The organism is Pseudomonas sp. GM33, assembly GCF_000282295.1.
In the GTDB taxonomy this organism is placed as follows: domain Bacteria; phylum Pseudomonadota; class Gammaproteobacteria; order Pseudomonadales; family Pseudomonadaceae; genus Aquipseudomonas; species Aquipseudomonas laurylsulfatiphila.
Map to the genome: position 1 here is coordinate 41,710 of NZ_AKJO01000103.1, position 25,142 is coordinate 66,851.

21 protein-coding genes are annotated in these 25,142 nt (G+C 60.9%); 14 read left to right on the top strand and 7 right to left on the bottom strand.

Going from position 1 to position 25,142, the window contains the following annotated elements; translation table 11 throughout:
• The first annotated feature begins 12 nt into the window (after positions 1-12).
• Positions 13-2,292 (top strand): phosphoenolpyruvate--protein phosphotransferase, encoded by a 2,280-nt coding sequence (gene ptsP, locus PMI26_RS10015; protein ID WP_007976410.1) that lies wholly within the window; start codon positions 13-15, stop codon positions 2,290-2,292.
• Positions 2,293-2,406: 114 nt separating this feature from the next.
• Here ptsP and PMI26_RS10010 read toward each other — a convergent pair whose 3' ends face one another.
• Entirely contained in the window at positions 2,407-3,153 is a 747-nt protein-coding gene (locus PMI26_RS10010) for an NRDE family protein (protein ID WP_007976412.1), read from the bottom strand.
• Between the two features lie 134 nt (positions 3,154-3,287).
• On the opposite strand from PMI26_RS10010, the gene PMI26_RS10005 reads away from it, so the two are divergent.
• The 3 genes from PMI26_RS10005 to PMI26_RS09995 all read left to right on the top strand — a co-directional run bounded on the left by PMI26_RS10005 (position 3,288) and on the right by PMI26_RS09995 (position 6,001).
• Entirely contained in the window at positions 3,288-4,070 is a 783-nt protein-coding gene (locus tag PMI26_RS10005) for a sulfite exporter TauE/SafE family protein (RefSeq protein WP_033048041.1), read from the top strand.
• Positions 4,071-4,167: 97 nt separating this feature from the next.
• Positions 4,168-4,980 carry a prolipoprotein diacylglyceryl transferase gene (lgt, locus tag PMI26_RS10000; protein WP_007976415.1) on the top strand — a complete coding sequence of 271 codons (813 nt, stop codon included), beginning with the start codon at positions 4,168-4,170 and terminating at the stop codon, positions 4,978-4,980.
• A 49-nt stretch (positions 4,981-5,029) separates the two neighbouring features.
• The gene (locus tag PMI26_RS09995) at positions 5,030-6,001 is read left to right on the top strand and encodes a thymidylate synthase (RefSeq protein WP_007976417.1); all 972 of its coding nucleotides are present in this window, start codon (positions 5,030-5,032) and stop codon (positions 5,999-6,001) included.
• A gap of 122 nt (positions 6,002-6,123) precedes the next feature.
• Here PMI26_RS09995 and cadR read toward each other — a convergent pair whose 3' ends face one another.
• Complete coding sequence (gene cadR / locus PMI26_RS09990; protein ID WP_007976419.1) at positions 6,124-6,573, bottom strand: Cd(II)/Pb(II)-responsive transcriptional regulator; 450 nt, start codon at positions 6,571-6,573, stop codon at positions 6,124-6,126.
• A gap of 93 nt (positions 6,574-6,666) precedes the next feature.
• Between cadR and PMI26_RS09985 the strand changes: the two genes are divergently transcribed.
• The gene (locus tag PMI26_RS09985; protein ID WP_007976421.1) at positions 6,667-8,928 is read left to right on the top strand and encodes a heavy metal translocating P-type ATPase; all 2,262 of its coding nucleotides are present in this window, start codon (positions 6,667-6,669) and stop codon (positions 8,926-8,928) included.
• A gap of 16 nt (positions 8,929-8,944) precedes the next feature.
• The gene (locus PMI26_RS09980) at positions 8,945-9,808 is read left to right on the top strand and encodes a LysR family transcriptional regulator (RefSeq protein ID WP_007976423.1); all 864 of its coding nucleotides are present in this window, start codon (positions 8,945-8,947) and stop codon (positions 9,806-9,808) included.
• Positions 9,809-9,835: 27 nt separating this feature from the next.
• Here the strand turns inward: PMI26_RS09980 and PMI26_RS09975 are convergent, their stop codons facing one another.
• The gene (locus PMI26_RS09975; protein ID WP_007976425.1) at positions 9,836-10,381 is read right to left on the bottom strand and encodes a hypothetical protein; all 546 of its coding nucleotides are present in this window, start codon (positions 10,379-10,381) and stop codon (positions 9,836-9,838) included.
• A 295-nt stretch (positions 10,382-10,676) separates the two neighbouring features.
• On the opposite strand from PMI26_RS09975, the gene PMI26_RS09970 reads away from it, so the two are divergent.
• The 5 genes from PMI26_RS09970 (at position 10,677) to PMI26_RS09950 (ending at position 15,902) form a co-directional block, all read left to right on the top strand.
• The gene (locus tag PMI26_RS09970) at positions 10,677-11,753 is read left to right on the top strand and encodes a putative 2-aminoethylphosphonate ABC transporter ATP-binding protein (RefSeq protein WP_007976427.1); all 1,077 of its coding nucleotides are present in this window, start codon (positions 10,677-10,679) and stop codon (positions 11,751-11,753) included.
• Positions 11,753-13,477 (top strand): putative 2-aminoethylphosphonate ABC transporter permease subunit, encoded by a 1,725-nt coding sequence (locus PMI26_RS09965; RefSeq protein WP_007976429.1) that lies wholly within the window; start codon positions 11,753-11,755, stop codon positions 13,475-13,477. The genes PMI26_RS09970 and PMI26_RS09965 overlap by 1 nt, the downstream gene beginning before the upstream one ends.
• 33 nt (positions 13,478-13,510) lie before the next feature.
• Positions 13,511-14,536: a putative 2-aminoethylphosphonate ABC transporter substrate-binding protein gene (locus PMI26_RS09960; protein WP_007976431.1), complete on the top strand. Its 1,026-nt coding sequence runs from the start codon at positions 13,511-13,513 to the stop codon at positions 14,534-14,536.
• A 135-nt stretch (positions 14,537-14,671) separates the two neighbouring features.
• Complete coding sequence (locus PMI26_RS09955; RefSeq protein WP_007976432.1) at positions 14,672-15,256, top strand: phosphonate degradation HD-domain oxygenase; 585 nt, start codon at positions 14,672-14,674, stop codon at positions 15,254-15,256.
• Positions 15,257-15,365: 109 nt separating this feature from the next.
• Positions 15,366-15,902, top strand: a complete 537-nt coding sequence (locus PMI26_RS09950; RefSeq protein ID WP_007976434.1) for a hypothetical protein — start codon at positions 15,366-15,368, stop codon at positions 15,900-15,902.
• Positions 15,903-15,960: 58 nt separating this feature from the next.
• Here PMI26_RS09950 and PMI26_RS09945 read toward each other — a convergent pair whose 3' ends face one another.
• Together PMI26_RS09945 and PMI26_RS09940 are read right to left on the bottom strand one after the other, a co-directional pair.
• Positions 15,961-17,337, bottom strand: a complete 1,377-nt coding sequence (locus PMI26_RS09945) for a GTPase/DUF3482 domain-containing protein (protein ID WP_007976436.1) — start codon at positions 17,335-17,337, stop codon at positions 15,961-15,963.
• On the bottom strand, positions 17,330-18,700 hold the full coding sequence (locus tag PMI26_RS09940) for a DUF2868 domain-containing protein (protein ID WP_007976438.1): 1,371 nt from the start codon (positions 18,698-18,700) through the stop codon (positions 17,330-17,332). The genes PMI26_RS09945 and PMI26_RS09940 overlap by 8 nt, the downstream gene beginning before the upstream one ends.
• A gap of 85 nt (positions 18,701-18,785) precedes the next feature.
• Between PMI26_RS09940 and PMI26_RS09935 the strand changes: the two genes are divergently transcribed.
• Entirely contained in the window at positions 18,786-19,298 is a 513-nt protein-coding gene (locus PMI26_RS09935; RefSeq protein WP_007976441.1) for a dihydrofolate reductase, read from the top strand.
• Positions 19,299-19,420: 122 nt separating this feature from the next.
• Here the strand turns inward: PMI26_RS09935 and PMI26_RS09930 are convergent, their stop codons facing one another.
• A complete protein-coding gene (locus PMI26_RS09930) occupies positions 19,421-20,812 on the bottom strand; it encodes an L-cystine transporter (protein ID WP_007976443.1) in 1,392 nt (463 codons plus the stop codon).
• A gap of 242 nt (positions 20,813-21,054) precedes the next feature.
• On the opposite strand from PMI26_RS09930, the gene PMI26_RS09925 reads away from it, so the two are divergent.
• Both PMI26_RS09925 and PMI26_RS09920 read left to right on the top strand, forming a co-directional pair.
• A complete protein-coding gene (locus PMI26_RS09925) occupies positions 21,055-22,110 on the top strand; it encodes a phosphorylcholine phosphatase (protein WP_007976445.1) in 1,056 nt (351 codons plus the stop codon).
• Positions 22,111-22,588: 478 nt separating this feature from the next.
• On the top strand, positions 22,589-22,876 hold the full coding sequence (locus PMI26_RS09920) for a DUF6124 family protein (RefSeq protein WP_007976448.1): 288 nt from the start codon (positions 22,589-22,591) through the stop codon (positions 22,874-22,876).
• 159 nt (positions 22,877-23,035) lie between these two features.
• On the opposite strand, the gene ilvD is transcribed toward PMI26_RS09920, so the two are convergent.
• On the bottom strand, positions 23,036-24,877 hold the full coding sequence (gene ilvD / locus PMI26_RS09915; RefSeq protein WP_007976450.1) for a dihydroxy-acid dehydratase: 1,842 nt from the start codon (positions 24,875-24,877) through the stop codon (positions 23,036-23,038).
• Positions 24,878-25,142: the final 265 nt, after the last annotated feature.

Sequence of the window (25,142 nt, forward strand, 5' to 3'; positions counted from 1 at the left end):
CGACCCCGAGCCATGCTCAATACGCTGCGCAAGATCGTCCAGGAAGTTAACTCCGCCAAGGATCTCAAGGCGGCGTTGGGGATTATTGTGTTGCGCGTCAAAGAGGCCATGGGCAGCCAGGTCTGCTCGGTCTACCTGCTTGACCCCGAGACCAACCGCTTCGTGCTGATGGCCACCGAGGGCTTGAACAAGCGCTCGATCGGCAAAGTCAGCATGGCACCCAACGAAGGTCTGGTTGGCCTGGTCGGTACGCGCGAAGAACCCCTGAACCTCGAAAACGCTGCGGACCACCCGCGCTATCGCTACTTCGCCGAGACCGGTGAAGAGCGCTTCGCCTCATTCCTCGGGGCGCCGATCATTCACCACCGCCGCGTCGTCGGCGTGTTGGTCATTCAGCAAAAAGAACGTCGTCAGTTCGATGAAGGTGAAGAAGCCTTCCTCGTGACCATGAGCGCGCAGCTCGCCGGCGTTATCGCCCACGCCGAAGCCACCGGTTCGATCCGTGGCCTCGGTCGTCAGGGCAAAGGCATCCAGGAAGCCAAGTTCGTCGGCGTGCCGGGTTCGCCGGGTGCGGCAGTGGGTACGGCGGTGGTCATGCTGCCGCCGGCCGACCTGGACGTGGTGCCGGACAAGACCATCACCGACATCGACGCCGAACTCGGGCTGTTCAAGACCGCCATCGAAGGCGTGCGCGCCGACATGCGCGCGTTGTCGGCCAAGCTCGCCACGCAGTTGCGCCCGGAAGAGCGTGCCTTGTTCGATGTCTATTTGATGATGCTCGACGATGCCGCGCTGGGCAGCGAAGTCACCACAGTGATCAAGACCGGTCAGTGGGCCCAGGGCGCGTTGCGCCAGGTGGTCACCGATCACGTCAACCGTTTCGAATTGATGGACGACGCCTACCTGCGTGAGCGTGCCTCGGACGTCAAGGACCTCGGCCGGCGCTTGCTGGCTTATTTGCAGGAAGAGCGCCAGCAAACCCTGGTCTACCCCGACAACACCATCCTGGTCAGTGAAGAACTGACGCCGGCGATGCTCGGCGAGGTGCCGGAAGGCAAGCTGGCTGGCCTGGTGTCGGTGCTCGGTTCCGGTAACTCCCACGTTGCCATCCTCGCCCGCGCCATGGGCATCCCGACCGTGATGGGTCTGGTCGACCTGCCGTACTCCAAGGTCGACGGCATCCAGATGATCGTCGACGGCTACCACGGCGAGGTCTACACCAACCCGAGTGACGTGCTGCGCAAGCAGTTCGCCGAAGTGGTCGAAGAAGAGAAGCAACTGGCCCTCGGGCTGGATGCGCTGCGCGATCTGCCGTGTATCACGGTCGATGGCCACCGCATGCCGCTGTGGGTCAACACCGGCCTGCTGGCGGACGTGGCGCGGGCGCAGAAGCGCGGTGCCGAAGGCGTGGGCCTGTACCGCACCGAAGTGCCGTTCATGATCAATCAGCGGTTCCCGAGCGAAAAGGAACAACTGGCGATCTACCGCGAACAACTGGCCGCGTTCCACCCGCAACCGGTGACCATGCGCACCCTGGACATCGGTGGCGACAAGTCACTGTCGTACTTCCCGATCAAGGAAGACAACCCGTTCCTCGGCTGGCGCGGCATTCGCGTCACCCTCGACCACCCGGAAATCTTCCTGGTGCAGACCCGTGCCATGCTCAAGGCCAGCGAAGGCTTGAACAACCTGCGCATTCTGCTGCCGATGATCTCCGGCATTCATGAACTGGAAGAAGCGCTGCACCTGATCCACCGCGCCTGGGGCGAAGTGCGCGACGAAGGCTGCGACGTGCCGATGCCGCCGATTGGCGTGATGATCGAGATCCCCGCGGCGGTGTACCAGACCAAGGAACTGGCGCGACAGGTGGACTTCCTGTCGGTCGGTTCCAACGACCTGACCCAATACCTGTTGGCCGTGGACCGCAACAACCCGCGGGTCGCCGATCTTTACGACTACCTGCACCCGGCGGTGCTTCAGGCCTTGCAGAACGTCGTGCGTGACGCCCATGCCGAAGGCAAGCCGGTGAGCATCTGCGGTGAGATGGCCGGTGACCCGGCGGCGGCCGTGCTGTTGATGGCGATGGGTTTCGACAGCCTGTCGATGAACGCCACCAACTTGCCGAAGGTGAAGTGGATGCTGCGCCAGATCAACCTGAGCAAGGCCAGGGAATTGCTGGCCGAGCTGATGACCATCGACAACCCGCAGGTTATCCACAGCTCGCTGCAACTGGCGCTGAAGAACCTCGGGTTAGCGCGGATGATCAATCCGGCGGCGATCAAGCCCCTCTGAGCCTGTAGCGGCCTCTTCGCGAGCAAGCCCGCTCCCACACTGGATTTGTGAACGACGCAAATCCCCTGTGGGAGCGGGCTTGCTCGCGAAAGGGTCCGCACGAACAGCGCAAAACTAAATTCTGATCTCCACTTCCCCAAGATGCCCGCCATACGGCCCGAAACTGCGTTCCACGATATGCCGCGTGCCATCCGCCTGCACAACCAACGCCGTGCTCGCCCGCGTCCCATAACTCTGGCTGGCAATGAACACACTCGACAGCAACGTCTCGGTCGCCAGCCCCACTCCCGTGTCCGGCAACTCGGCAAACGGCGCGGTCTGCGCATCGCTCAATAATGCCAGCAGTGCCTGAGGCTGTGGATCAGCCAGCACCTCGCTCAACGCCGCCCTGGCCTTGAGCAGTTTCGGCCAGGGTGTATCCAGTCCGGCATTGGATAACCCGTAGACCCCCGGTGCCAGCATGACGGCTTCCGCTTCCCGTTGATTGAAGTGCCAGAGCTCATGGGAATTGCCGACCAGCAGGTTAAAGCCACCATATTCCAGCGAACGGTCGACAACGTCGGCTAAATAGTCGTCAATCGTCAGTTCTCCGGTGAGAAATCGCGCGACCAGCTCCCCGCGAGACTTGCGCCCTGGCGGTCGGTGGGGGTCGCGGATATTGGTCAGCGCCGCAAAACGTCCGTTGGCACCGACACCGAGCCAGGTGCCACCGGCCTCGAGGTCGCGCCCTGCATGCACGTGCGGTGCTTCGGGCCATGGCGCCAGAGGGAGGCTGGGGCGGGCGTAGAATTCATCGCGATTCGCCGCCACGACCAGCGGCTGGGCATGACCCGGTCGCCAGGCAAAAACAATCAGGCACATCAGGCTGTCCTTGTGTGTTTTTTGCTCACTCTACGCAGACATCGCTCATCGATCCATCGCCTTGCACAGTGGAGCTTGAGGCCATGCATCCGTTACCATGCCGCTCCGGTTTTGGGGATACGGGCGGGACAACCATGGAATTTCTGCTCTATCTGGCGCTCGGCGCCTGTGCAGGTGTGCTCGCCGGGCTGTTTGGGGTGGGTGGCGGGATCATCATCGTCCCGGTGCTGGTGTTCAGCTTCAAGGCCCAAGGGTTCGATCCGTCGATCCTCACGCACCTGGCGGTGGGGACGTCCCTGGCGACGATCATCTTTACCTCGGTCAACGCGGTACGCGAGCATCACCGCCGTGGCGCCGTGCGTTGGCCGATCTTCATGTGGATGACCGTCGGCATACTGATCGGTGCCGGGTTCGGCGCCTTGACGGCGGAAGCGATTTCCGGCCCCAACCTGCAGAAACTCATTGGTGTATTCGCCCTGGTGATCGCCGCTCAACTGGCACTGGAGGTCAAACCCAAGGCCAGCCGAACCGTGCCGGGCAAACTCGGTCTGACCGTGGCCGGCAGCGTGATTGGCTGGGCCTCGGCGATTTTCGGCATTGGCGGCGGTTCATTGACCGTGCCATTCCTGACCTGGCGCAGCGTACCGATGCAGCAAGCCGTGGCCACTTCATCGGCCTGCGGTCTGCCGATTGCCCTGGCCAGTGCATTAAGTTTCATGATTCTGGGCTGGCACGATCCGTTGCTTCCGGCCCATAGTCTCGGTTTTGTTTATTTGCCGGCGCTGCTGGGCATTGCCCTGACCAGCATGGTGTTCGCCCGTTTGGGCGCGCGACTGGCCCACAGGTTGTCGCCGAGGTTGCTGAAAAGGCTGTTTGCCGCTTTGCTGTTCTGCGTCGGCCTGAACTTTCTAGTCTGAAGCATCTGCTCTGACGCACAGCGCAATCCTGGCTTAATCCTGAGGTGGCAGCGTCGCCCGGGAATTTTTGAGATTTGAACTCTAACGAGGAGTCGCAATGCTGCCTTACCCGCAGATCGACCCGGTGGCCCTGGCCATCGGTCCGCTGAAAATCCACTGGTACGGCCTGATGTACCTGATCGGCATCGGCGGCGCCTGGCTGCTGGCCTCCCGCCGGTTGAACCGCTTCGACCCGACCTGGACCAAGGAGAAGCTCTCCGACATGGTGTTCTGGATGTCGATGGGGGTGATCGTCGGCGGACGCCTGGGTTATGTGCTGTTCTACGACCTGAGCGCCTATCTGGCCAACCCGACGCTGATTTTCGAAGTGTGGAAGGGCGGCATGTCGTTCCATGGCGGTTTCATCGGCGTGATGCTGGCGGCGCTGTGGTTCGGTAAAAAGAACAACAAGTCGTTCTTCCAGCTGATGGATTTCGTTGCGCCGATGGTGCCGATTGGCCTGGGGGCCGGGCGTATCGGCAACTTCATCAATGCCGAACTGTGGGGCAAGCCGACCGACGTGCCGTGGGCGATGATCTTCCCGCCGTTCAGCGACCCGGCGCAGTTGCCGCGTCACCCCTCGCAGCTGTACCAGTTCGCCCTCGAAGGTGTGGCGCTGTTCCTGATCCTCTGGTTGTTCTCGCGCAAGCCGCGGCCGACCATGGCGGTATCGGGGATGTTCGCGCTGTTCTATGGCATCTTCCGTTTCATCGTCGAATTCGTCCGCGTACCGGACGCGCAGCTGGGCTATCTGGCCTGGAACTGGCTGACCATGGGCCAGGTGCTGTGCCTGCCGATGATCGTCGGCGGCCTGGTCCTGATCTGGCTGGCGTATCACCGCGCCCCGGCAACGCCAGCGGCAGCCGTATAAAATTCGAACCCCGCAGCGAAGGCTGCGGGTTCAAGGACACAGGTAACTCATGAAGCAATATCTCGAACTGGTCGCCCACGTCATCAAGAACGGCACCAAGCAGGCCAACCGTACCGGCGTGAACACCATCAGCTTTCCCGGTGCGATGCTGCGTTATGACCTGCAGGAAGGTTTTCCGGCGATCACCACGCGCAAGATGGCCTTCAAATCGGCCATCGGCGAAATGTGCGGATTCCTCCGTGGCGTGAACAACGCTGCCGAATTCCGTGCCCTGGGCTGCAAGGTCTGGGACCAGAACGCCAACGAAAACGCCCAGTGGCTGGCCAACCCGTTCCGCCAGGGCGAAGACGACCTTGGCGAAATCTACGGCGTGCAATGGCGCAAATGGCCGGCGTACAAGCAGATTCCGCTCAGCAACCCGGCCGCCATCGAGCAGACCCTGAAGCAAGGCTACCGCCAGATTGCCGAAGGCGAGGAAAACGGCCAGGCCTATGTGGTGCTGTACAAGGCCATCGACCAGGTGCGCCAGTGCGTCGACACCATCATCAAGGACCCGGGCAGCCGTCGCATCCTGTTCCACGGCTGGAACTGCGCCCAGCTTGATGAAATGGCCTTGCCGCCGTGCCACCTGCTGTACCAGTTCCACCCGAATGTCGAGACCAAAGAGATTTCCTTGACCCTCTACATCCGCTCCAACGACCTGGGCCTGGGCACGCCGTTCAACCTCACCGAAGGCGCCGCGCTGCTGAGCCTGATCGGTCGCCTGACCGGCTACACGCCACGCTGGTTCACCTATTTCATCGGTGATGCGCACGTCTACGAAAATCACCTGGACATGCTCAACGAACAGCTCAAGCGTGAGCCGTTCCCGATGCCGAAACTGGTGATTTCCGACCGTGTGCCGGAGTTTGCCAAGACAGGTGTGTATCAGCCGGAATGGCTGGAGCTGGTGGAGCCGGGCGACTTCTCGCTGGAAGGCTACGAGCACCACGCGCCAATGACCGCACCAATGGCGGTCTGAAGTACAACGCCTGAACCTGTGGGAGCGGGCTTGCTCGCGATGGCGGCGGCACATCCAACATTGATGTGACTGACATACCGCTATCGCGGGCAAGCCCGCTCCCACAGGGATTTGTGGTGTTCTCAGTGGCCGTGACTACGGCCGACATGGGAATGCTCGGCCTCTGTTGCCACAACCCCGCCGCTCACTTCCAGCCGCTGCAAAATCCCGCATGGATCGACACCCGGCCTCTCGCCGCAGCGTTGGCGCAGGTCGAGCAGTTGTGCCTGCAAGGCCAGCAGGCCGTCGATCCGCGATTTGACGTGGTGGATGTGTTCGTCGATCAGTGCATTGACGCTTTCGCACTGGTCCTGCGGACTGTCGCGAAATGCCAGCAGGCTGCGGATTTCCTCGAGGGTCATGTCGAGGGTGCGACAGTTGCGGATGAAGGTCAGGCGCTCGGCGTGGGCCTGGGTGTAGACGCGATAGTTGCCGTCACTGCGGGCCGGTTCCGGCAGAAGGTTCTCGCGCTCGTAGTAACGGATCGTCTCTACGGCGCAGTCCGTGAGTTTCGCCAATTCTCCAATCTTCATGACGACAATCTCCAAAACTCCAAAATGGGTGCTTGACCCTATAGTGGCTACAGGGTCTTTACTGGGCAACAGGCACTCTTATGGACGCAACCAATGAGCGATTCTCAGCATACCCACAAACCTGTAGCCGAACATGAAATCGGCGTTAAGCTTCGACCCTTGCCCAAGCATGACCATGGCGGTCACGGCGACGCTTGCTGTTCATCAAAAACGGCAGCGCCTGCGCGGGTCACGCTGAGCGAATCGCCGACGGCGGGTGCCCGTCTGAGCAGCTTTCGCATCGAGGCGATGGACTGCCCGACCGAGCAGACGCTGATCCAGAACAAGCTAAGCAAGCTGACAGGCGTGCAGCAGCTGGAGTTCAATCTGATCAACCGGGTGCTCGGCGTGACCCACGATTTGCCAGGCACCGAGCCAATCATCGAGGCGATCAAGTCCCTGGGCATGCACGCCGAACCGCTGGAACAGGGGGCTGAAACACCGGCAGCGAAACCCGACAGGAAACACTGGTGGCCATTGGCGTTGTCCGGTGTGGGGGCATTGCTGGCGGAAGTCATCCACTTCACCGCTACCGCGCCTGATTGGGTGGTCGCGGTCATTGCGCTGGTGTCCATCCTCAGCGGCGGTCTCGGCACCTATAAAAAGGGCTGGATCGCGCTCAAGAACCTCAATCTGAATATCAACGCGCTGATGAGCATTGCCGTCACCGGCGCCGTCCTGATCGGTCAATGGCCGGAAGCGGCGATGGTGATGTTCCTGTTCACCGTGGCCGAGCTGATCGAGGCTCGCTCTCTGGATCGTGCGCGCAATGCCATCGGTGGGCTGATGCAGATGGCGCCGGAGCAGGCGACGGTGTTGCAGGCCGACGGCAGTTGGGTCGAGCAGGATGTCAAAATCATCGAAATCGGCGCTCGGGTGCGTGTGCGTCCCGGCGAACGCATTGGTCTGGACGGCGAAGTGCTTTCCGGGCGTTCGACCATCGATCAGGCGCCCATTACCGGGGAAAGCCTGCCGGTGGAGAAAACCGTCGGCGACAAAGTGTTCGCCGGCACCATCAATCAGGCCGGTTCCCTTGAGTACGCGGTCACTGCCGCCGCGGGTAATTCAACTCTGGCACGCATCATCCACGCCGTTGAACAGGCCCAAGGCGCGCGAGCGCCGACCCAGCGATTCGTCGATCAATTTTCGAAAATCTACACCCCGGCAGTGTTTGTCCTTGCGCTGGCCGTGGCGGTCATCCCACCGCTGTTCATGGGCGCGTTGTGGTTCGACTGGATCTATCGGGCGCTGGTACTGCTGGTAGTGGCGTGCCCGTGTGCGCTGGTGATTTCCACGCCGGTGACCATCGTCAGCGGCCTCGCGGCGGCGGCGCGCAAAGGGATCCTGGTCAAGGGCGGCGTATATCTGGAAGGTGGTTACAAGCTCGACTACCTGGCCCTGGACAAGACCGGCACCATCACCCACGGCAAGCCGGTGCAGACCGATTACCTGTCGCTGGACCCGACCGCCGATGCATCGGCGCCAGCCATTGCCGCCGCGCTGGCCGGGCGCTCGGATCACCCGGTTTCCCTGGCCATCGCCAAAACGGCTGTGGATAACCAGAGCACGACGCTGATTGTGGATAACTTCGAAGCCCTGGGCGGGCGCGGTGTGCGCGGCGAGATCAACGGCCAACTCTACCACCTGGGCAACCATCGTCTGGTGGAGGATTTGGGCCTGTGCTCGCCGGCGCTGGAAGAAAAACTGTTTGCCCTGGAAAAGCAGGGCAAGTCGGTGGTGCTGCTGCTTGATTCGTCAGGTCCTTTGGCACTGTACGCTGTCGCCGATACGGTAAAGGCGTCCAGTCGCGAAGCCATCGAGCAACTGCATGACCTGGGCATCAAAACCCTGATGCTCACCGGCGACAACGTCCACACTGCGCAGGCCATTGCCTCGCAGGTTGGCATAGATGAAGCCAGGGGCGACCTGTTGCCAGGGGACAAATTACAGTCTATCGAGGCTCTTTATGCCCAGGGGCACCGGGTCGGCATGGTTGGCGACGGCATCAACGACGCGCCTGCGCTGGCGCGCTCCGAGATTGGTTTCGCCATGGCCGCCGCAGGCACCGATACAGCGATCGAAACCGCCGATGTCGCCCTGATGGACGACGATCTGCGCAAGGTCCCGGCATTCATTCGCCTGTCGCGGCAGACGTCGAGCATCCTCAAACAAAACATCGCCCTGGCGTTGGTCATCAAGGCGATCTTTCTTGGGGTAACCTTCGCCGGGGTCGCTACCATGTGGATGGCAGTGTTCGCCGACATGGGCGTGAGTTTGCTGGTGGTGTTCAACGGTTTGCGCCTGCTGCGCAAGTAAAGAAAGAGGGGCGGTTGTGCTGAGTGCCGAGCTGAAGGCGTTTTACATGGTGGCCCGCCTGGGCAGCATTACCCAGGCTGCCAAAAAGCTTGGCCTGAGCCAACCGACGGTGACGACGCAGATCCGCAACCTGGAGAGTCAGTATTCGGTCGAGCTGTTCTACCGTGGCGGTCGGCGCCTGAGCGTCAGCGAGGAGGGCGCGCGGCTGCTGCCGATGGTCAAGGTGCTGATGCAGCAGGAGGCCGACATCGAGTTTTTCCTGCGTAACTGCGGCCAGGTCCAGGGCACATTGCGTATTGCCGCCACGGCGCCGTATTACATCCTCGACCTGGTGAAAACCTTTCGCGAACGCCTGCCCCAGGTGGAGGTGTCGGTGGAAATCGGCAATTCCCAGCAAGTGCTCGAAGCGCTGGAAGAGTACCGGGTCGATGTCGCGGCGTCGTCGCAGTTGCTCGATGACGCGCGGCTGATTCGCCGGGTGCTTGGTAGCGATCCGCTGGTGCTGGCGGTGCATCGCAATCATCCACTGGCGGTTCATGATCACGTACCACTCGGCGCCCTGGCCGGGCATACCCTGCTGATGCGCGAGCCGGGCTCAACCACCCGCCGCCTGACCGAAGAATTGCTGGCAAGCGCCGGAGTGAGTTTCGGGCCGCTGCTGGAAATCGGCAGCCGCGAATCGATCCGCGAAGCGGTGCTGCGCAACATCGGCATCAGCATCATCGCCCGCCAGGAAGTACCTCATGATCCGCAACTGCGGGTGCTGACCATCGAGAAAGCACCGCAGATTCCCGAATACCTGTATTGCCTCAAGGAACGCAAGGGCGCGCGATTGCCGGCGGCGTTCCTTGGGTTGGCGCAGGAAGTTTCAGGTTGTTGAAAATCAGGTGTGCACTACGGTTTTAACCTACGGGGCGACGTTTCGATCAATTATGGTTAGTTGAAAGGCAGCGAGCTCTAAATCCTCTTCATATTCGTCAGTGAAGGCAGCAGAGAAGCCGGGAAGACGGTAGTTATATAGATGTCTGCGTCCTCCGGCGAGAATGTAAATGGTGTGCTGGTCGGTTAATGTGTTTTCTACTGTAAAATTACCGCCATTGCCTCGAACAAGACTGACGTAATAACCGGTCGGATTCGTACCGGAATAAGCGGATAGTAACCGCTCGCTGCCTTCCAGACTCAGTAAATGGTCATTGTATCGACCAGGCCCTCGTGTCCTGATCAAATAACGGTCGCCGTCGCGTTGGAAGTAAAGTAACTCCGGCTCCATGTTGAGGTCAGTTACAACGTGCTCGGGAATTCTTTCCAGCTGTTTTATAAAAGATTCACGTTTTTTGGCAGGAGTGTTCTGGTCCGTGATATAGCTTATAAGGCGATTGTAATTCAAGACAACCGATTTTCCATCAAAGCTTAATGTTCCGGTAAAGGAAAGAAGTTGTTCAGTTGGCGTCATGATGTCTCTCAATGTTTTGGGGTTGATGGTTGGAGTGTATTTGTTAGAGGCGAGATTTTGTAGGGTGTTTATGTATGAGGTTTGTATTGTTTTATTTCGTTGGAAGTTTGCGTAATTAAATATATGTTTATTGTGGTTTGGATGAGTATTTATTTGAGGCGCACAACGCTCCTGCCGAACTCCACCGGCACTCTAAAATTTACCAATACCACTATCAGCCGTTTTTGCCTCGCTGCCATATGACGGAAGCATTACAACCCTAGGATGGCCTTCATCTGCCAGATGAGGCCCGTCCATGAACAACTCGATCGCAACTGCCCTGACCAACCCCGGCGCACCGATGAAGGTGCGCGGCATACAGAAACGTTTTGGCGCTTTCACGGCGCTGGATAACGTTTCACTCGACGTGGCGGCCGGTGAGCTGGTGTGTCTGCTGGGGCCGTCGGGCTGTGGCAAGACCACCTTGCTGCGCTGCATCGCCGGCCTGGAAAAGCAGGACAGCGGCGAGTTGTACCTGGGTGACCGCGACGTTTCCCACCTGGTTCCCCAGGCGCGGGACTACGGCATTCTGTTCCAGTCCTACGCGTTGTTTCCCAATCTCACCGTCGAAGCGAACATTGCCTACGGCCTCGCCGGCAATGGTCGCGACCAGATTCGCCAGCGTGTCGGTCAGATGCTGGAACTGGTCGGCCTGGGCGGCAGCGAGAAAAAATATCCCGGTCAGTTGTCCGGTGGTCAGCAGCAGCGGGTTGCACTGGCTCGCGCTCTGGCCCCGGCGCCTTCGCTGTTGCTGCTCGACGAGCCGATGTCGGCCCTCGATGCCCGGGTGCGGGAGCATTTGTGCACCGAACTGCGCCAGCTGCAACGCAACCTCGGCATCACCACCCTGATGGTGACCCACAATCAGGACGAGGCCATGCTGATGGCCGACCGTATCGCCGTGATGAACAACGGCAAAGTCGAGCAGTACGCCACGCCGCAGGAAATCTACAACCGCCCGGCCACGCCGTTCGTGGCGGAGTTCGTCGGCCAGGGCAACTGGTTGCCGTTCCAGCGCAGCAGCGACAGCCACGCCCAGGTCGGCGGGATGAACATGCGCCTGGCCGACGGCAGCGCCAAGACCGCCTCGGGCCGCTTGTTCTGCCGCCCCGAAGCGATCAACGTCAATCCGCTGGTGCACGAGGAAAACCTGTTCCCGGCCAAGGTTCGTGAGATAACCTTCCTCGGCAACCGCTGCCGCATGAGCTTCGAACTCGATCATTTGCCGGGCCATGCACTGTTGGCGGAACTGGCACCGGAAGCCATGCCGCGCCTTGGCGCCCAGCAGATCATGGTCGCCTTGCCGCCACGCAGCCTGCAGGTGTTTGCCTGATGAGCGCGAACATCGCGCTGGCGCTGCCACACAAGCAGGTTCGGCAGACTTCCCGTGCCGAGATCGGTGACCGGCTGTTCGTGGTCGGCGGCAAAGTGCTTCTGCTGGTGTTGTTGGGTGTTGCCGTATTGATGCCGTTGCTGGCGATCTTCTGGCGTGGTTTCAGCGCTGAAGCCGGGCAGGGGGGTGGTTGGGTTGCTGCGAAAGAACTGGTGACCAGCGAGAACTTCCACTGGTTGCTCGGCAACAGTCTGAAGGTTTCCCTCAGCGTCGCGGCGATTGTCGTACCCCTGGCTTACCTGTTTGCCTACGCGCTGCAGCGCACCATGATTGCGGGTAAAGGCCTCTGGCGTGGCATTTCCCTGCTGCCATTGATGGCGCCGTCGATGCTGCCCGGGATTGCGCTGGTTTACCTGTTCGGCAACCAGGGCATGCTGCGTGGCCTGCTCTCGGACAACATCTACGGCTTCTGGGGCATTGTTCTGGGTGAGGTGATCTACACCTTCCCGCACGCCTTGATGATTCTTCTGTCGGCCTTGTCCCTGGCAGATGCGCGATTGTTCGATGCGGCTTCAAGCATGGGCGCCAGTCCGGCGAAAGCGTTCCGCAGCATCACCTGGCCGGCGACCCGTCAGGCGGTTTTCGCGGCGTTCTGCCTGGTGTTCACCCTGAGCATCACTGATTTCGGTGTTCCGGTGGTGGTCGGTGGCGACTATCAAGTGCTGGCACTGGAAGCCTATAAAGCCGTGGTCGGCCAACAGCAATTCGGCCGCGGTGCCTTGATCGGCATGGTGTTGTTGCTGCCGGCGCTGTTCAGCTTTGGCGTCGATGCCTGGTTGCGTCGACGTCACGGCGACTCCATGAGCGGTCGCGCCCAGGTGTTCAAGCCTGCGCCATCGAAGCTGCGCGACGCTTGCTACCTGGCCATCGTCCTGTTGATCAGCGCGGCGTTGCTGCTGGTGTTCGGCATGGCGGTGTTCTCGTCCCTGGTGAAATTTTGGCCGTACAACCTGTCGCTGTCGCTCAACCACTACCAGTTCAATGAAACCGCCGGCGGTGGCTGGCTGGCCTACGGCAACAGCTTGAAGATGGCCTTGGGCACGGCGTTGATCGGCAGCCTGCTGATTTTCACCGGCGCCTACCTGATGGAAAAAACCAGGGGGCAACGCGGCCTGAACCTGGCCTTGCGCATGCTCAGTTTCGTTCCGATGGCGGTGCCGGGCCTGGTGTTGGGGTTGGGTTATGTCTTCTTCTTCAACCTCACCGGCAACCCGCTGCATGTGCTGTACGGGACCATGACCCTGCTGATCGTCTGCACCATTGCGCACTATTTGACCACCGCGCAAATGACCGCCACCACCGCATTGCGTCAACTCGATGCCGAGTTCGAAGCCGCCGCGCTGTCGCTCAAGGCGCCGCTGTACCGCCACTACTTGCGCGTCACCGTGCCGATTTGCCTGCCGGCGCTGCTGGACATCGTGCGATACCTGTTCGTCTCGGCCATGACCACCGTCTCGGCGGCGATCTTCCTCTACAGCCCCGACACCATCCTCGCGGCGGTGGCGGTGCTGAACATGGACGACGCCGGCAACGTCGGCGGTGCGGCGGCGATGTCGACCCTGATTCTGTTCACCTCGGCGGGCGTGTCCCTGCTGCTGGCCTGGGCCTCGCGCGGATTGCTGCGCCGCTCCCAGGCCTGGCGGCAGACCGCGCCCGGTCACTGATTCACACCCTCAACTCAAATACAGGAAAAGATCATGTTCAAGCCTATGGCCCTGGCCGCCGCTGTCCTCACCGCTTTCAGCCTGAACGCCTTCGCGGCGAAAACCGAGTTGACGGTGTACACCGCCCTCGAAGCCGAACAGCTGAAAACCTATAAAGAAGCCTTCGAAAAGGCCAACCCGGACGTCGAAATCAAATGGGTACGTGATTCCACCGGCATCATCACGGCCAAGTTGCTCGCCGAAAAAACCCGCCCGCAGGCTGACGCCGTGTGGGGCCTGGCGGCTTCCAGCCTGGCGATCCTCGACCAGCAGGGCATGCTGCAAAGCTATGCACCGAAGGACCTGGGCAAGATCGGCGCCAACTACCGCGACGCCGCCAACCCGCCAGCCTGGGTCGGCATGGATGTCTGGGCCGCGACCATTTGCTTCAACACCGTCGAAGCCGAAAAGCAGGGCCTGAGCAAACCCGTGAGCTGGCAAGACCTGACCAAGCCTGAGTACAAAGGCAAGATCGTCATGCCGAACCCGGCATCGTCCGGCACCGGCTTCCTCGACGTCAGCGCCTGGCTGCAAACCTTCGGCGAGAAGCAGGGCTGGGCCTACATGGACGGCCTGCACCAGAACATCGGCCAGTACGTTCACTCCGGTTCCAAGCCTTGCAAACTGGCGGCTGCGGGTGAGTTCCCGATCGGTATTTCCTTCGAATATCCGGCCGTTCAGCTGAAGCGCCAGGGCGCACCGCTGGACATCATCCTGCCGAAGGAAGGCCTGGGCTGGGAAATCGAAGCGACTGCCGTGATCAAGGGCACGGCCCACGAGGAAGCCGCGAAGAAACTGGCTGACTTCTCCGCCAGCCCGGAAGCGATGGAACTGTACAAGGAAAACTTCGCCGTGCTCGCCCAGCCTGGCATCGCCAAGCCGCAGACCGAACTGCCAGCTGACTACGAACAGCGCCTGATCAAGAACGACTTCGCGTGGGCCTCGAAGAACCGCGACGAGATCCTGACTGAATGGCGCAAGCGTTATGACGGAAAATCCGAGAAAGTGGCGGCCAAGTAAGATCTTCATCGGCTGAAAGGGCCTCTTCGCGAGCAAGCCCGCTCCCACAGGGAAATGCGTTCCAATGTGGGAGCGGGCTTGCTCGCGAAAGCGGTCTACCATTGACCACAAATCTCACTGACCGGGAGACTTCTGATGCGCAGCAATGAACAAACCGTCGCCAAGGTCTTCGCCCTCTACGAACGCTTTGGCGACAGCGACTACATCGGCGAGCCGGTGTCGCAGATCGAGCACATGTCCCAGGCCGCCCAATGCGCGATGGCCGAAGGCTTCGACGACGAAGTCGTGCTGGCGGCGTTCTTCCACGATATCGGGCACATCTGCGCCGAGGGTGCCGAGAACATGGGCGGCTACGGCGTGGTCAGCCACGAACGGCTGGGCGCCGATTATTTGCGCAATGCCGGCTTCAGCGAGCGCATGGCCCGGTTGGTGGAGTACCACGTCCAGGCCAAGCGTTATCTGACACTCAGGGAACCTGGGTACTACGAACGCCTGAGCGAGGCCAGTCGCCGGACCCTGGAATATCAGGGGGGTGTGATGACCGAAGCCGAAGCCGATGCCTTCGAGCAGGACCCGTTGTGCAACGTCAGTTTGCGCATGCGGCAATGGGATGAGCAGGCCAAGGAGATGCATGTGCCGGTGATTGATCTGGAGGTGTTAAAGCGCAAGGCGGCGTCACTGTTGACCGGCGATCCGATTCCTGCGGCGGGAACTGTTTAGGCTGAGGGTAGTTTGCGAAAAAACCTACAGACTGCGGCGTCGGGTGCTATAGAGCCGGCTGCACCGGATCGCTAGTGTTCAAGGCCAACTTATGTGCCAAGGAATGCTAATGCGCTATTTAAAGATCATTGCCCAGGATCTAAGCCAGAACAAAACTGCCGACACTGTTCATTTTCATTTTTGTGAGGTCATGCCAGGAGCGAAGCCTGACAAGGTGCTGCTCCAGGCTTCGGTATTCGATATGAATGGCGACGGCCGTATTGATCATTTGTGCAACGAAGACGTCAATGGGGACGGCAAGCGCAATGTGCGTGATGAACAGTTGCTCAAGCGATTCGCCCAAATGTATTTGAAGCTGAATTGGTTTAATCCGGCAGACAGTTCACGCCGCTACCTGCAAATTTTCTCCGAGGATTTTACCACCGACGAAACGCCCGAGGCTGTACGACTGCATTTTCATGAAGGCACGGGAAGTCCGGTAGGTGCGTCGATCGCGTACAAGGCGACAGCCTATGACGTCGATAACAACGGCAGCCTGGAGTGGATATTGGCGTCGGACGTTGATAACGACGGTCATGCCAATAAAAAGGACGAACATTACGTCAAGTCGCTGGCAACCGAATTTCTCATGTTCAACTGGAAGTAATGCCGATCAACTGATCCCAGTTTGTATTCGTTCCTGCATCATGCGGGAACGAATACTCTCAGAGTTGCTTGGCCAATTCCTCAACCTGCTCCTGCCGCTCCGCCTGATTCAACTTCGGATGCGGATTGAGCGACGACCACTGCGGATGTGCTCGAGCCTTGTTAAGGGCTTCGGGTAGCTTGCCTTCGCGCCAACTCTTTTCCTGAGGCGTGGCCACCTGGATGCTGTCCATCGCCGCATGCCCACGGGCGTTCAGCGCTTGCAGCAATTGCCGCTGGCGCAGCGCCAACAGGCGCAGCACGTTGTCATCCACCGTCAGTTCGCGCTGGCCCTTGATCTTGCCCAGCAAGCGGCTGCCATAACTGCGCGCGGTTTGCAGGGCGCCACCGGCGATGGCGCCGGCCAGTGCAGCGGCGCCGAGGGTAATCCCGCCCACCAGTAAATCGACCCCGGCCCCGGCAGCGGCACCTGCGGCAATTCCACCACCGACGCGCACACCCAGTTGCTTGAGGGTTTCCGGGTTGAACAGGTCATCTCCCCAACGGCCGTCGAGCAGCGGCAAATCACTGGCCGCGGCATCCTGTGGGCGGAAGGCGTAGAGCTTGAGCAGGGCCTCGACGCAGCGCTGCTCGCGTTGGCGTACGGCTTTGCGCAATTCGCTGATCGCCTGTTGTTCCTGCTCGGCTTCACTGACCACGCTGCGCCGGCAAGCCGCGCAATCGATCAGCAATTCGGCAATCAGTCGCTCCGCGCTTTGCTGGCGAGCCAGACGCTGGGCCTGCTGATCGGCGATCAGGCGCTCGAGTTGCGGCCGGGCCGTTTCCAGCAGCAGGGCGAGACTTTCATAGAGTCGACGCTCGCCATCTTCCGGCGGCGCGACACTGTCGAAACGCACCAGGGCATGCAAACCCAGCCGCGCCAACGCTTCACGCCAGGCCGGTTCGCGGTGGTTGGCGCTGCTGACGAAATTCAGCACCGGCAGCAAGGGTTTGCCGCAACTGGCCAACACTTCCAGCTCGTCGCGATACTTGGCCAGCACCGGCTCACGGGCGTCGATCACATAAAGACCGGCATCCGACGCCAGCAACTGGCGCAGCACCTTGGCTTCCTGTTCGAAGCGTTGCCGGGCTTCGCTGCCCTCAAGGAAACGCGCCAGGCGTGCCGGACCGTCGAGGCGTTCACCCGGGCGTTCCAGGCGTTCGAGGTAATCGAGCAGGGCGATGGCGTCTTCCAGGCCAGGGGTGTCGTAGAGGTCGAGCAGTGGCTCGCCGTCCACCGACAACCGCGCGCCTTCGACGTGCCGCGTGGTACTGGGACGATGGGAGACTTCACCGAAACCGACATCGCGGGTCAGGGTACGCAACAACGAGGTTTTACCGACGTTGGTGTGACCGACCACGGCGAGTTTCAGAGGCTGCTTCCTGGTGTCAGTCATGACCCGTCTCCAGCCAGTTCATCGGTGCACAATCGGCAAACGGCAACTCAAGCTGTTGCAGCGCCATGTGCCAGTCGCCCAGGCGTTCGGCGTCCAGCGCTTCACCGGGCGGCGCCTGCAACAACCACACGCGGGTGGCGCTGGCGCTGCGGGCCAGTTCGGCAATCAAGGCCAGGCTGCCGCGATCCGGTGAACGCCGTGGATCGCAGGCGATGGCCAGGCGTGCCGGGGGAAAGCGGCTCAGTTGTTCGAGGAGTTTGTGCCGCGATTCGCGACTGTCGAGGATGCCGGCGTTACTGACGTTTTTCAGCAACTGCGGTGGCCACGGGCGTTGGTCGTCCAGTTCGATGGCGACCAACAGCGCGCCGTCGCTTTGCTGCTCGGTGACACCGCTTTCCACGCGATGCAGTTGCGCCGGTGCCGCATCGCTGACGCCGAGGCGTTCGCTGGTGGGCATCAAGCGTTCGCGCAGTTGCGCGTAGCCGGGCAGGTTCAAATCCAGGCGCAGCGCCGTTTGCCCTGTCTTCCAGCGCCACAGGCAAAACAGCGCGAGCAGCAGGCGCGGCAAAACGCCGTAGACCAGCAGTACGCCCACCAGCCAGGCGGCCCAGGCCTGGCGAGCACTTTCGATGTTCAGTGCGGCATCGCCACTGGCGCGGATCATCTCCACGGTCGGCACACTGAAGCCAAGCAGGGCCGGCAACGCACCCAACGCTTGGGTGACAGCGATAAAGGTGTCGGCACCGAGGATCGTGGTTTCCCAGACGAAGCCGTAGCGCCGGGTCGCCATCAACATCAGCAGGATCACCAGCGCGCAGAGCATCGCCAACAACCACAGGCTGTTGACCAGCACGCCGATGGCCCAGCGATTGAGTTTCTGCCGTTGCAGTAACAGGAGCAGGGCGGGGGCCAACTGCGCAGCTTTGGCGTCACGAGCGAGTTTTTCGCTGAGCCATAGCCACAGGCGTCCGAGGCTGGCGCCGTGTTCGCCGGCAAACACCAGTCCCAGCGCCCAACTCAGCAGCAGGACCAGATTGAGCCCGAGCAGGCTGCCCAAGGCCCAGAACACATTCACCGGGTGCAGACCATCGCCCATAGCCGCGAAGGCAAGGCCGGCGCCGCTGATCACGGCCAGTACCGCCAACACCAGCAGCGCCAGCCGCGCGCCTTGCAGCCAGTGTTTGAGGGCTGTAGTCAGGCCATCGCGTTCAGCCAGCCACAGGGCGCGGCGTTGAATGCGCGACGGCAAATCGCCGCCGGCGCTGCGGGCCAGTCGGTTGGCTTCCAGGTCTTCCAGGGGGCCTGCATGTTCTTCGCGCAGGCGGATGGTTTCTGTCAGCCAGAGGGTATTGAGTTCAGTCACGCGGCATCCCGTCGCTTAATTGAGCTGTGAGCATAACCGCTGTGGCGCTTATCGGCGAAAGCGAGGCTCTGGTATCCTCGCCGGCATGACTAAATCACTCCCCCTCAGCCTGATCGCAGCCCTCGGTGAAAACCGTGTGATCGGCGTCGACAACAGCATGCCCTGGCACTTGCCGGGGGACTTCAAATATTTCAAGGCCACCACCCTCGGCAAGCCGATCATCATGGGTCGCAAGACCTGGGATTCCCTCGGTCGTCCGCTGCCGGGCCGCCTGAACATCGTGGTCAGTCGTCAGGCGGATCTGCAGCTCGACGGCGCGGAGGTTTATCCGTCGCTGGAAGCCGCCGTCGTTCGCGCCGAAACATGGGCGAAGGAACAGGGCGTCGATGAATTGATGCTGATTGGCGGCGCGCAGTTGTATGCGCAAGGGCTGGCGCAGGCTGACCGGTTGTACCTGACCCGCGTTGCGCTGAGCCCGGAGGGCGATGCGTGGTTTCCGGAGTTTGATTTGAAGGAATGGAAACTGGTGTCGGATGTGCTGAATCCGGCGGAAGGCGACAAGCCGGCGTACAACTTCGAAGTCTGGGAAAAAGCTTAAGAGCTTCGCGAGCAAGCCCGCTCCCACATTTGATCTGCTGCGGATACAGAATCTATGTACGCCGCAGGACCAAAGTGGGAGCGGGCTTGCTCGCGAAGGGGCCTCCTCAGTCGCTGGAGGATTTAAGCGTGCGCCAACGCCGAATGCTCATCCGCATCCAGCAATTCTTTATCAGTCTGCTGCATCACCTGGCTGGTAATCGCACCGGCCGTCATTGAACCACTCACGTTCAGCGCCGTACGCCCCATATCAATCAGCGGCTCGACCGAAATCAGCAACGCCACCAGTGACACCGGCAAGCCCATCGCCGGTAGCACGATCAACGCGGCAAAGGTCGCGCCACCACCGACACCGGCCACACCGGCCGAGCTCAGCGTCACAATCGCCACCAGCGTCGCGATCCATAATGGGTCCAGCGGGTTGATGCCCACGGTCGGCGCCACCATCACCGCCAACATCGCAGGGTACAGACCGGCACAGCCGTTCTGGCCAATGGTCGCGCCGAACGAAGCGGCGAAACTGGCGATGGATTGCGGGATGCCCAGGCGGCTGGTCTGCGCTTCGATGCTCAACGGAATCGTCGCTGCGCTGGAACGGCTGGTGAACGCAAACGTCAGCACCGGCCAGATCTTGCGGAAGAATCGCAGCGGGTTGATCCCGGCGGCCGACACCAGCACGCCATGCACCACGAACATCAAGCCCAGGCCGATGTAGGACACCACCACGAAACTGCCGAGCTTGATGATGTCTTGCAGGTTGGAACCGGCGACCACTTTGGTCATCAGCGCCAGCACGCCGTACGGGGTCAGCTTCATCACCAGGCGCACCAGGCGCATCACCCAGGCTTGCAGGGTGTCGATGGCGTTGATCACTTTCTGACCTTTCTCGGCATCATCCTTGAGCAATTGCAGCGCCGCGACACCCAGGAACGCAGCGAAAATCACCACGCTGATGATCGACGTCGGCTTGGCCCGCGCCAGGTCGGCGAAGGGGTTTTGCGGGATGAACGACAGCAGCAGCTGCGGCACATTCAGGTCGGCGACCTTGCCGGCGTAGTCGGTCTGGATGGTCTGCAGGCGCGCCATTTCCTGGGTGCCGGCCACCAGGCCTTCGGCGGTCAGGCCGAACAGGTTGGTCAGGCCGATGCCGATCAGCGCCGCAATGGCCGTGGTGAACAGCAGCGTGCCGATGGTCAGGAAGCTGATCTTGCCCAGCGACGAAGCGTTGTGCAGACGGGCCACGGCGCTGAGGATCGAGGCGAACACCAGCGGGATCACGATCATTTGCAGCAACTGCACATAGCCGTTGCCCACCAGATCGAACCAGCCGATCGAGGCTTTCAGCACCGGGTTGCCGGCACCGTAGACAGCGTGCAAGGCCACACCGAACACCACGCCCAGCACCAGCGCGAGCAGGACTTTTTTCGCCAGGCTCCATGTCGTGTGGCGGGTTTGCGCCAGGCCGAAAAGCAAAGCGAGGAACACCAGCAGATTGAGGATCAGCGGCAGATTCATGAAGACTCCGATAAGACTTGTGCTGGTTGCACCCTTGGGCAACCGCGAACCGGAAAGCCTAACAGCTTGAAAACTAATGAATTAATATCAAAAACGTATGATATCCGTCGTTTTTGGAATAAGCGGATGTCGCTGTCAGAAATGCAGCTGGCGCGAAAGGGACGCGGGCGGTCGCTGACAGACGAGGACTGTCACACTTATTTGTTAGCGTCGATCTCTTTCACATTCAGGGAGAAACGCCAATGAAGTTCGCACCGAAATTACTGGCTGCAGCACTTTGCCTGGGCCTTGCCGGCCAGGTTTTCGCAACGGATCTGAAACACTGGCCAGCCGATCAGGCCAAGGCACTGGACGCGATGATCGCCGCCAACGCCAACAAGGGTAACTACGCGGTGTTCGACATGGACAACACCAGTTACCGCTACGACCTCGAAGAGTCGTTGCTGCCGTTCATGGAGAACAAGGGCCTGATCACCCGCGACAAGCTCGATCCCTCCCTGAAGCTGATGCCGTTCAAGGACACCGCCGACCACAAGGAAAGCCTGTTCAGCTACTACTACCGCCTCTGCGAAGTCGACGACATGGTTTGCTATCCATGGGTCGCTCAGGTCTTCTCCGGCTTTACCCTCAAGGAGCTCAAGGGCTATGTCGACGAGATGATGGCGTCCGGCAAGCCGGTGCCGGCGACTTATTACGAAGGCGACGTGGTCAAGAAACTCGACGTCAACCCGCCGAAAATCTTCACCGGCCAGCAGGAGCTGTACAACAAACTGATGGAGAACGGCATCGAGGTCTACGTGATGACCGCCGCCTCCGAAGAACTGGTGCGCATGGTCGCGGCCGATCCGAAGTACGGCTACAACGTCAAACCGCAAAATGTGATCGGCGTGTCGCTGCTGCTCAAGGACCCGAAGACGGGCGAACTGACCACCGCGCGCAAGCAGATCACTGACGGCAAATATGACGAGAAGGCCAACCTCGGCCTCGAACTGACCCCGTACCTGTGGACCCCGGCGACCTGGATGGCCGGCAAGCAGGCGGCGATCCTGACCTACATCGATCAGTGGAAAAAACCGGTGCTGGTGGGCGGCGATACGCCGAGCAGCGACGGCTACATGCTGTTCCACAGCGTTGACGTGGCCAAGGGCGGCATCCACCTGTGGGTCAACCGCAAGGACAAATACATGACCCAGATCCAGGGCATGATGGCCAAGAACGCCGCAGCCCAGGCCAAGGAAGGTTTGACGGTGACTGCCGACAAGAACTGGGTGGTCGTGAAGCCTGAAGAGATTCAATAAGACCGAGTCGCCTCCATCGCGAGCAAGCTCGCTCCCACAAAGATCTCGGGTGAAACACAGACTGTGTGAACACCGAAGATCCCCTGTGGGAGCGAGCTTGCTCGCGATGAGGCCAGTCGGTGCAATGAAAGACTCTGCTTGAACGACATCTCCTGACAGTCGCAACCTACGCAATCTTGCGTAAGGGACTACGACTACGCCAGAATCCGCCGGCTTGTGCGCCTTACCCCCGGCCTCTACCGTCTACCTGTCACTGAACATCAGTGATCGGGTTTGGTAGCCCGGCTGTGTAGGGTGCAACGCCTCATGATTTGCAGACGTTCTTGCGTCTCTGCTTTTTATGGTGGTCATGCACAGGGCGCTTTCGGGCGCGCCGGTTTCCTTACACCCCGGTCTACCAACCTGCGCATGGCCGCCACCTATTCGTTTGGTAGCGAGGGTGATGGCTCCTTGTCTTATGGTGTAAGGAGTTTTATCTATGCTCAAAATTACCCCCGATCCCCCAAATACCGACAACCTGTCCACCCGCATCAATTCCACCCCGCGTAAACCCAGCCGAACATTCGTGATCGCGCCCGGCCTCGACACCGAAACCCTGTTGGCCCACGCCTGCGAATCCCTTGCCTCGGCCAATGTCATGGCCAGCGACTTCGCCGGACTGCTGGAAGGCTCTCAACGCAGCACGATGCTGGGGATCGCGCAGGTCATCATGCTGGGCGAACTGGCGGTGAACCAGGCGCTGGATAACCTCGACCCGCAGGAATAACCCCGGCCCCCTGTAGGAGCTGCCGAAGGCTGCGATCTTTTGACTTTGATTTTAAAAAACAAGATCAAAAGATCGCAGCCTGCGGCAGCTCCTACAGGGGATCTGTGGAAACAAAATACCCCGCACTTGGCGGGGTATTTTTTGTTCAGCGATTAAGCATCAAAGCCCGTCAAGCATCGCCTTGTTACGCACGGCACCCTTGTCGGCACTGGTGGCCAGCAGGGCGTAGGCTTTCAGTGCGGTGGTCACTTTACGTGGACGCACTTCCACCGGTTTCCAGCCTTTCTTGTCCTGCTCGACCCGGCGCGCGGCCAGTTCTTCGTCGCTGACCAACAGGTTGATCGAGCGGTTCGGAATATCGATCAGCACCTTGTCGCCGTCCTGCACCAGGCCGATTGCGCCGCCGGCAGCCGCTTCAGGCGAAGCGTGGCCGATGGACAGGCCCGAGGTGCCGCCGGAGAAACGGCCGTCGGTGAGCAGGGCGCAGGCTTTGCCCAGGCCTTTGGATTTCAGGTACGAGGTCGGGTAGAGCATTTCCTGCATGCCCGGGCCGCCTTTCGGACCTTCGTAGCGAATGATGACGATGTCGCCTTCCTTCACTTCGTCGGCGAGGATGCCGCGTACGGCACTGTCCTGGCTTTCGAAGATCTTCGCGTTGCCTTCGAAGACATGGATCGACTCGTCGACGCCAGCGGTTTTCACCACGCAGCCGTCCAGGGCGATGTTGCCGTAAAGCACGGCGAGGCCGCCTTCTTTCGAGTAAGCGTGCTCGACACTGCGGATGCAGCCGTTTTCACGGTCGTCGTCCAGGGTTTCCCAACGGGTCGACTGGCTGAACGCGGTTTGCGTCGGGATGCCCGCCGGACCGGCCTTGAAGAAGTGATGCACGGCTTCGTCGTTGGTCTGGGTGATGTCCCACTTGGCGATGGCTTCTTCCATGCTGCGGCTGTGCACGGTCGGCAACTGCGTGTGCAGCAGGCCGCCACGGGCCAGCGAACCGAGGATGCTGAAGATCCCGCCGGCGCGGTGCACGTCTTCCATGTGGTACTTCTGGATGTTCGGCGCGACCTTGCACAGTTGCGGCACGTGACGGGACAGACGGTCGATGTCGCGCAGGTCGAAATCGATCTCGGCTTCCTGGGCGGCGGCCAGCAAGTGCAGGATGGTGTTGGTGGAGCCGCCCATGGCGATGTCCAGGGTCATGGCGTTTTCGAAGGCCTGGAAGTTGGCGATGTTACGCGGCAACACCGACTCGTCGTTCTCGCCGTAGTAACGCTTGCACAGCTCGACGATGGTGCGGCCAGCCTGCAGGAACAGCTGCTCGCGGTCGCTGTGGGTGGCCAGGGTCGAACCGTTGCCCGGCAAGGCCAGGCCCAGCGCTTCAACCAGGCAGTTCATCGAGTTGGCGGTGAACATGCCGGAGCACGAACCGCAGGTCGGGCAGGCGCTGCGCTCGTACTCAGCGACTTTCTCGTCAGAAGCGCTGGAGTCGGCGGCGATCACCATGGCGTCGACCAGGTCGAGGCCGTGGGAGGCGAGTTTGGTCTTGCCGGCCTCCATCGGGCCGCCGGAGACGAAGATCACCGGGATGTTCAGGCGCAGGGACGCCATCAGCATGCCAGGGGTGATCTTGTCGCAGTTGGAAATGCACACGATGGCGTCGGCGCAGTGGGCGTTGACCATGTACTCGACGGAGTCGGCGATGATCTCGCGGCTCGGCAGCGAATACAGCATGCCGTCGTGGCCCATGGCGATGCCGTCATCGACAGCGATGGTGTTGAATTCCTTGGCCACGCCGCCAGCGCGTTCGATCTCGCGGGCGACCAGTTGCCCCAGGTCCTTGAGGTGCACGTGGCCCGGTACGAACTGGGTGAACGAGTTGGCAATGGCGATGATCGGCTTCTTGAAGTCGTCATCTTTCATCCCCGTGGCGCGCCACAGTGCGCGAGCGCCGGCCATGTTGCGGCCGTGGGTGGATGTTTTCGAGCGGTAATCAGGCATGAAGCACTCCGGGCGGCTAATCAGGTATCAAAAGGGAAGTGAGCTTCTATTGACGTCTGGAACACTCAGAAATGGCCGCGTGTCCGGAAGTTGCCGATAACTTTGCGGGATCGCCGCGCGCTTCAGCTTGAGCTCATAAACCCGCCGGGGATGACTGGCGATGAATGTTCGCGATTCTACACGGCTGGCGGCTGGAGGGAATGCCTGCACGCGTGCAGGCAGCATTCACATGACGTGCGGACGGCCCCCTGTAGGAGCGAGCCTG

What these genes read in the sequence shown, in the direction of transcription:
- ptsP (WP_007976410.1), top strand. Translation starts at nt 13, where the DNA reads ATGCTCAATACGCTGCGCAAGATCGTCCAGGAAGTTAACTCCGCCAAG.
- PMI26_RS10010 (WP_007976412.1), bottom strand. Translation starts at nt 3,153, where the DNA reads ATGTGCCTGATTGTTTTTGCCTGGCGACCGGGTCATGCCCAGCCGCTG.
- PMI26_RS10005 (WP_033048041.1), top strand. Translation starts at nt 3,288, where the DNA reads ATGGAATTTCTGCTCTATCTGGCGCTCGGCGCCTGTGCAGGTGTGCTC.
- lgt (WP_007976415.1), top strand. Translation starts at nt 4,168, where the DNA reads ATGCTGCCTTACCCGCAGATCGACCCGGTGGCCCTGGCCATCGGTCCG.
- PMI26_RS09995 (WP_007976417.1), top strand. Translation starts at nt 5,030, where the DNA reads ATGAAGCAATATCTCGAACTGGTCGCCCACGTCATCAAGAACGGCACC.
- cadR (WP_007976419.1), bottom strand. Translation starts at nt 6,573, where the DNA reads ATGAAGATTGGAGAATTGGCGAAACTCACGGACTGCGCCGTAGAGACG.
- PMI26_RS09985 (WP_007976421.1), top strand. Translation starts at nt 6,667, where the DNA reads ATGAGCGATTCTCAGCATACCCACAAACCTGTAGCCGAACATGAAATC.
- PMI26_RS09975 (WP_007976425.1), bottom strand. Translation starts at nt 10,381, where the DNA reads ATGACGCCAACTGAACAACTTCTTTCCTTTACCGGAACATTAAGCTTT.
- PMI26_RS09970 (WP_007976427.1), top strand. Translation starts at nt 10,677, where the DNA reads ATGAACAACTCGATCGCAACTGCCCTGACCAACCCCGGCGCACCGATG.
- PMI26_RS09965 (WP_007976429.1), top strand. Translation starts at nt 11,753, where the DNA reads ATGAGCGCGAACATCGCGCTGGCGCTGCCACACAAGCAGGTTCGGCAG.
- PMI26_RS09960 (WP_007976431.1), top strand. Translation starts at nt 13,511, where the DNA reads ATGTTCAAGCCTATGGCCCTGGCCGCCGCTGTCCTCACCGCTTTCAGC.
- PMI26_RS09955 (WP_007976432.1), top strand. Translation starts at nt 14,672, where the DNA reads ATGCGCAGCAATGAACAAACCGTCGCCAAGGTCTTCGCCCTCTACGAA.
- PMI26_RS09950 (WP_007976434.1), top strand. Translation starts at nt 15,366, where the DNA reads ATGCGCTATTTAAAGATCATTGCCCAGGATCTAAGCCAGAACAAAACT.
- PMI26_RS09945 (WP_007976436.1), bottom strand. Translation starts at nt 17,337, where the DNA reads ATGACTGACACCAGGAAGCAGCCTCTGAAACTCGCCGTGGTCGGTCAC.
- PMI26_RS09935 (WP_007976441.1), top strand. Translation starts at nt 18,786, where the DNA reads ATGACTAAATCACTCCCCCTCAGCCTGATCGCAGCCCTCGGTGAAAAC.
- PMI26_RS09930 (WP_007976443.1), bottom strand. Translation starts at nt 20,812, where the DNA reads ATGAATCTGCCGCTGATCCTCAATCTGCTGGTGTTCCTCGCTTTGCTT.
- PMI26_RS09925 (WP_007976445.1), top strand. Translation starts at nt 21,055, where the DNA reads ATGAAGTTCGCACCGAAATTACTGGCTGCAGCACTTTGCCTGGGCCTT.
- PMI26_RS09920 (WP_007976448.1), top strand. Translation starts at nt 22,589, where the DNA reads ATGCTCAAAATTACCCCCGATCCCCCAAATACCGACAACCTGTCCACC.
- ilvD (WP_007976450.1), bottom strand. Translation starts at nt 24,877, where the DNA reads ATGCCTGATTACCGCTCGAAAACATCCACCCACGGCCGCAACATGGCC.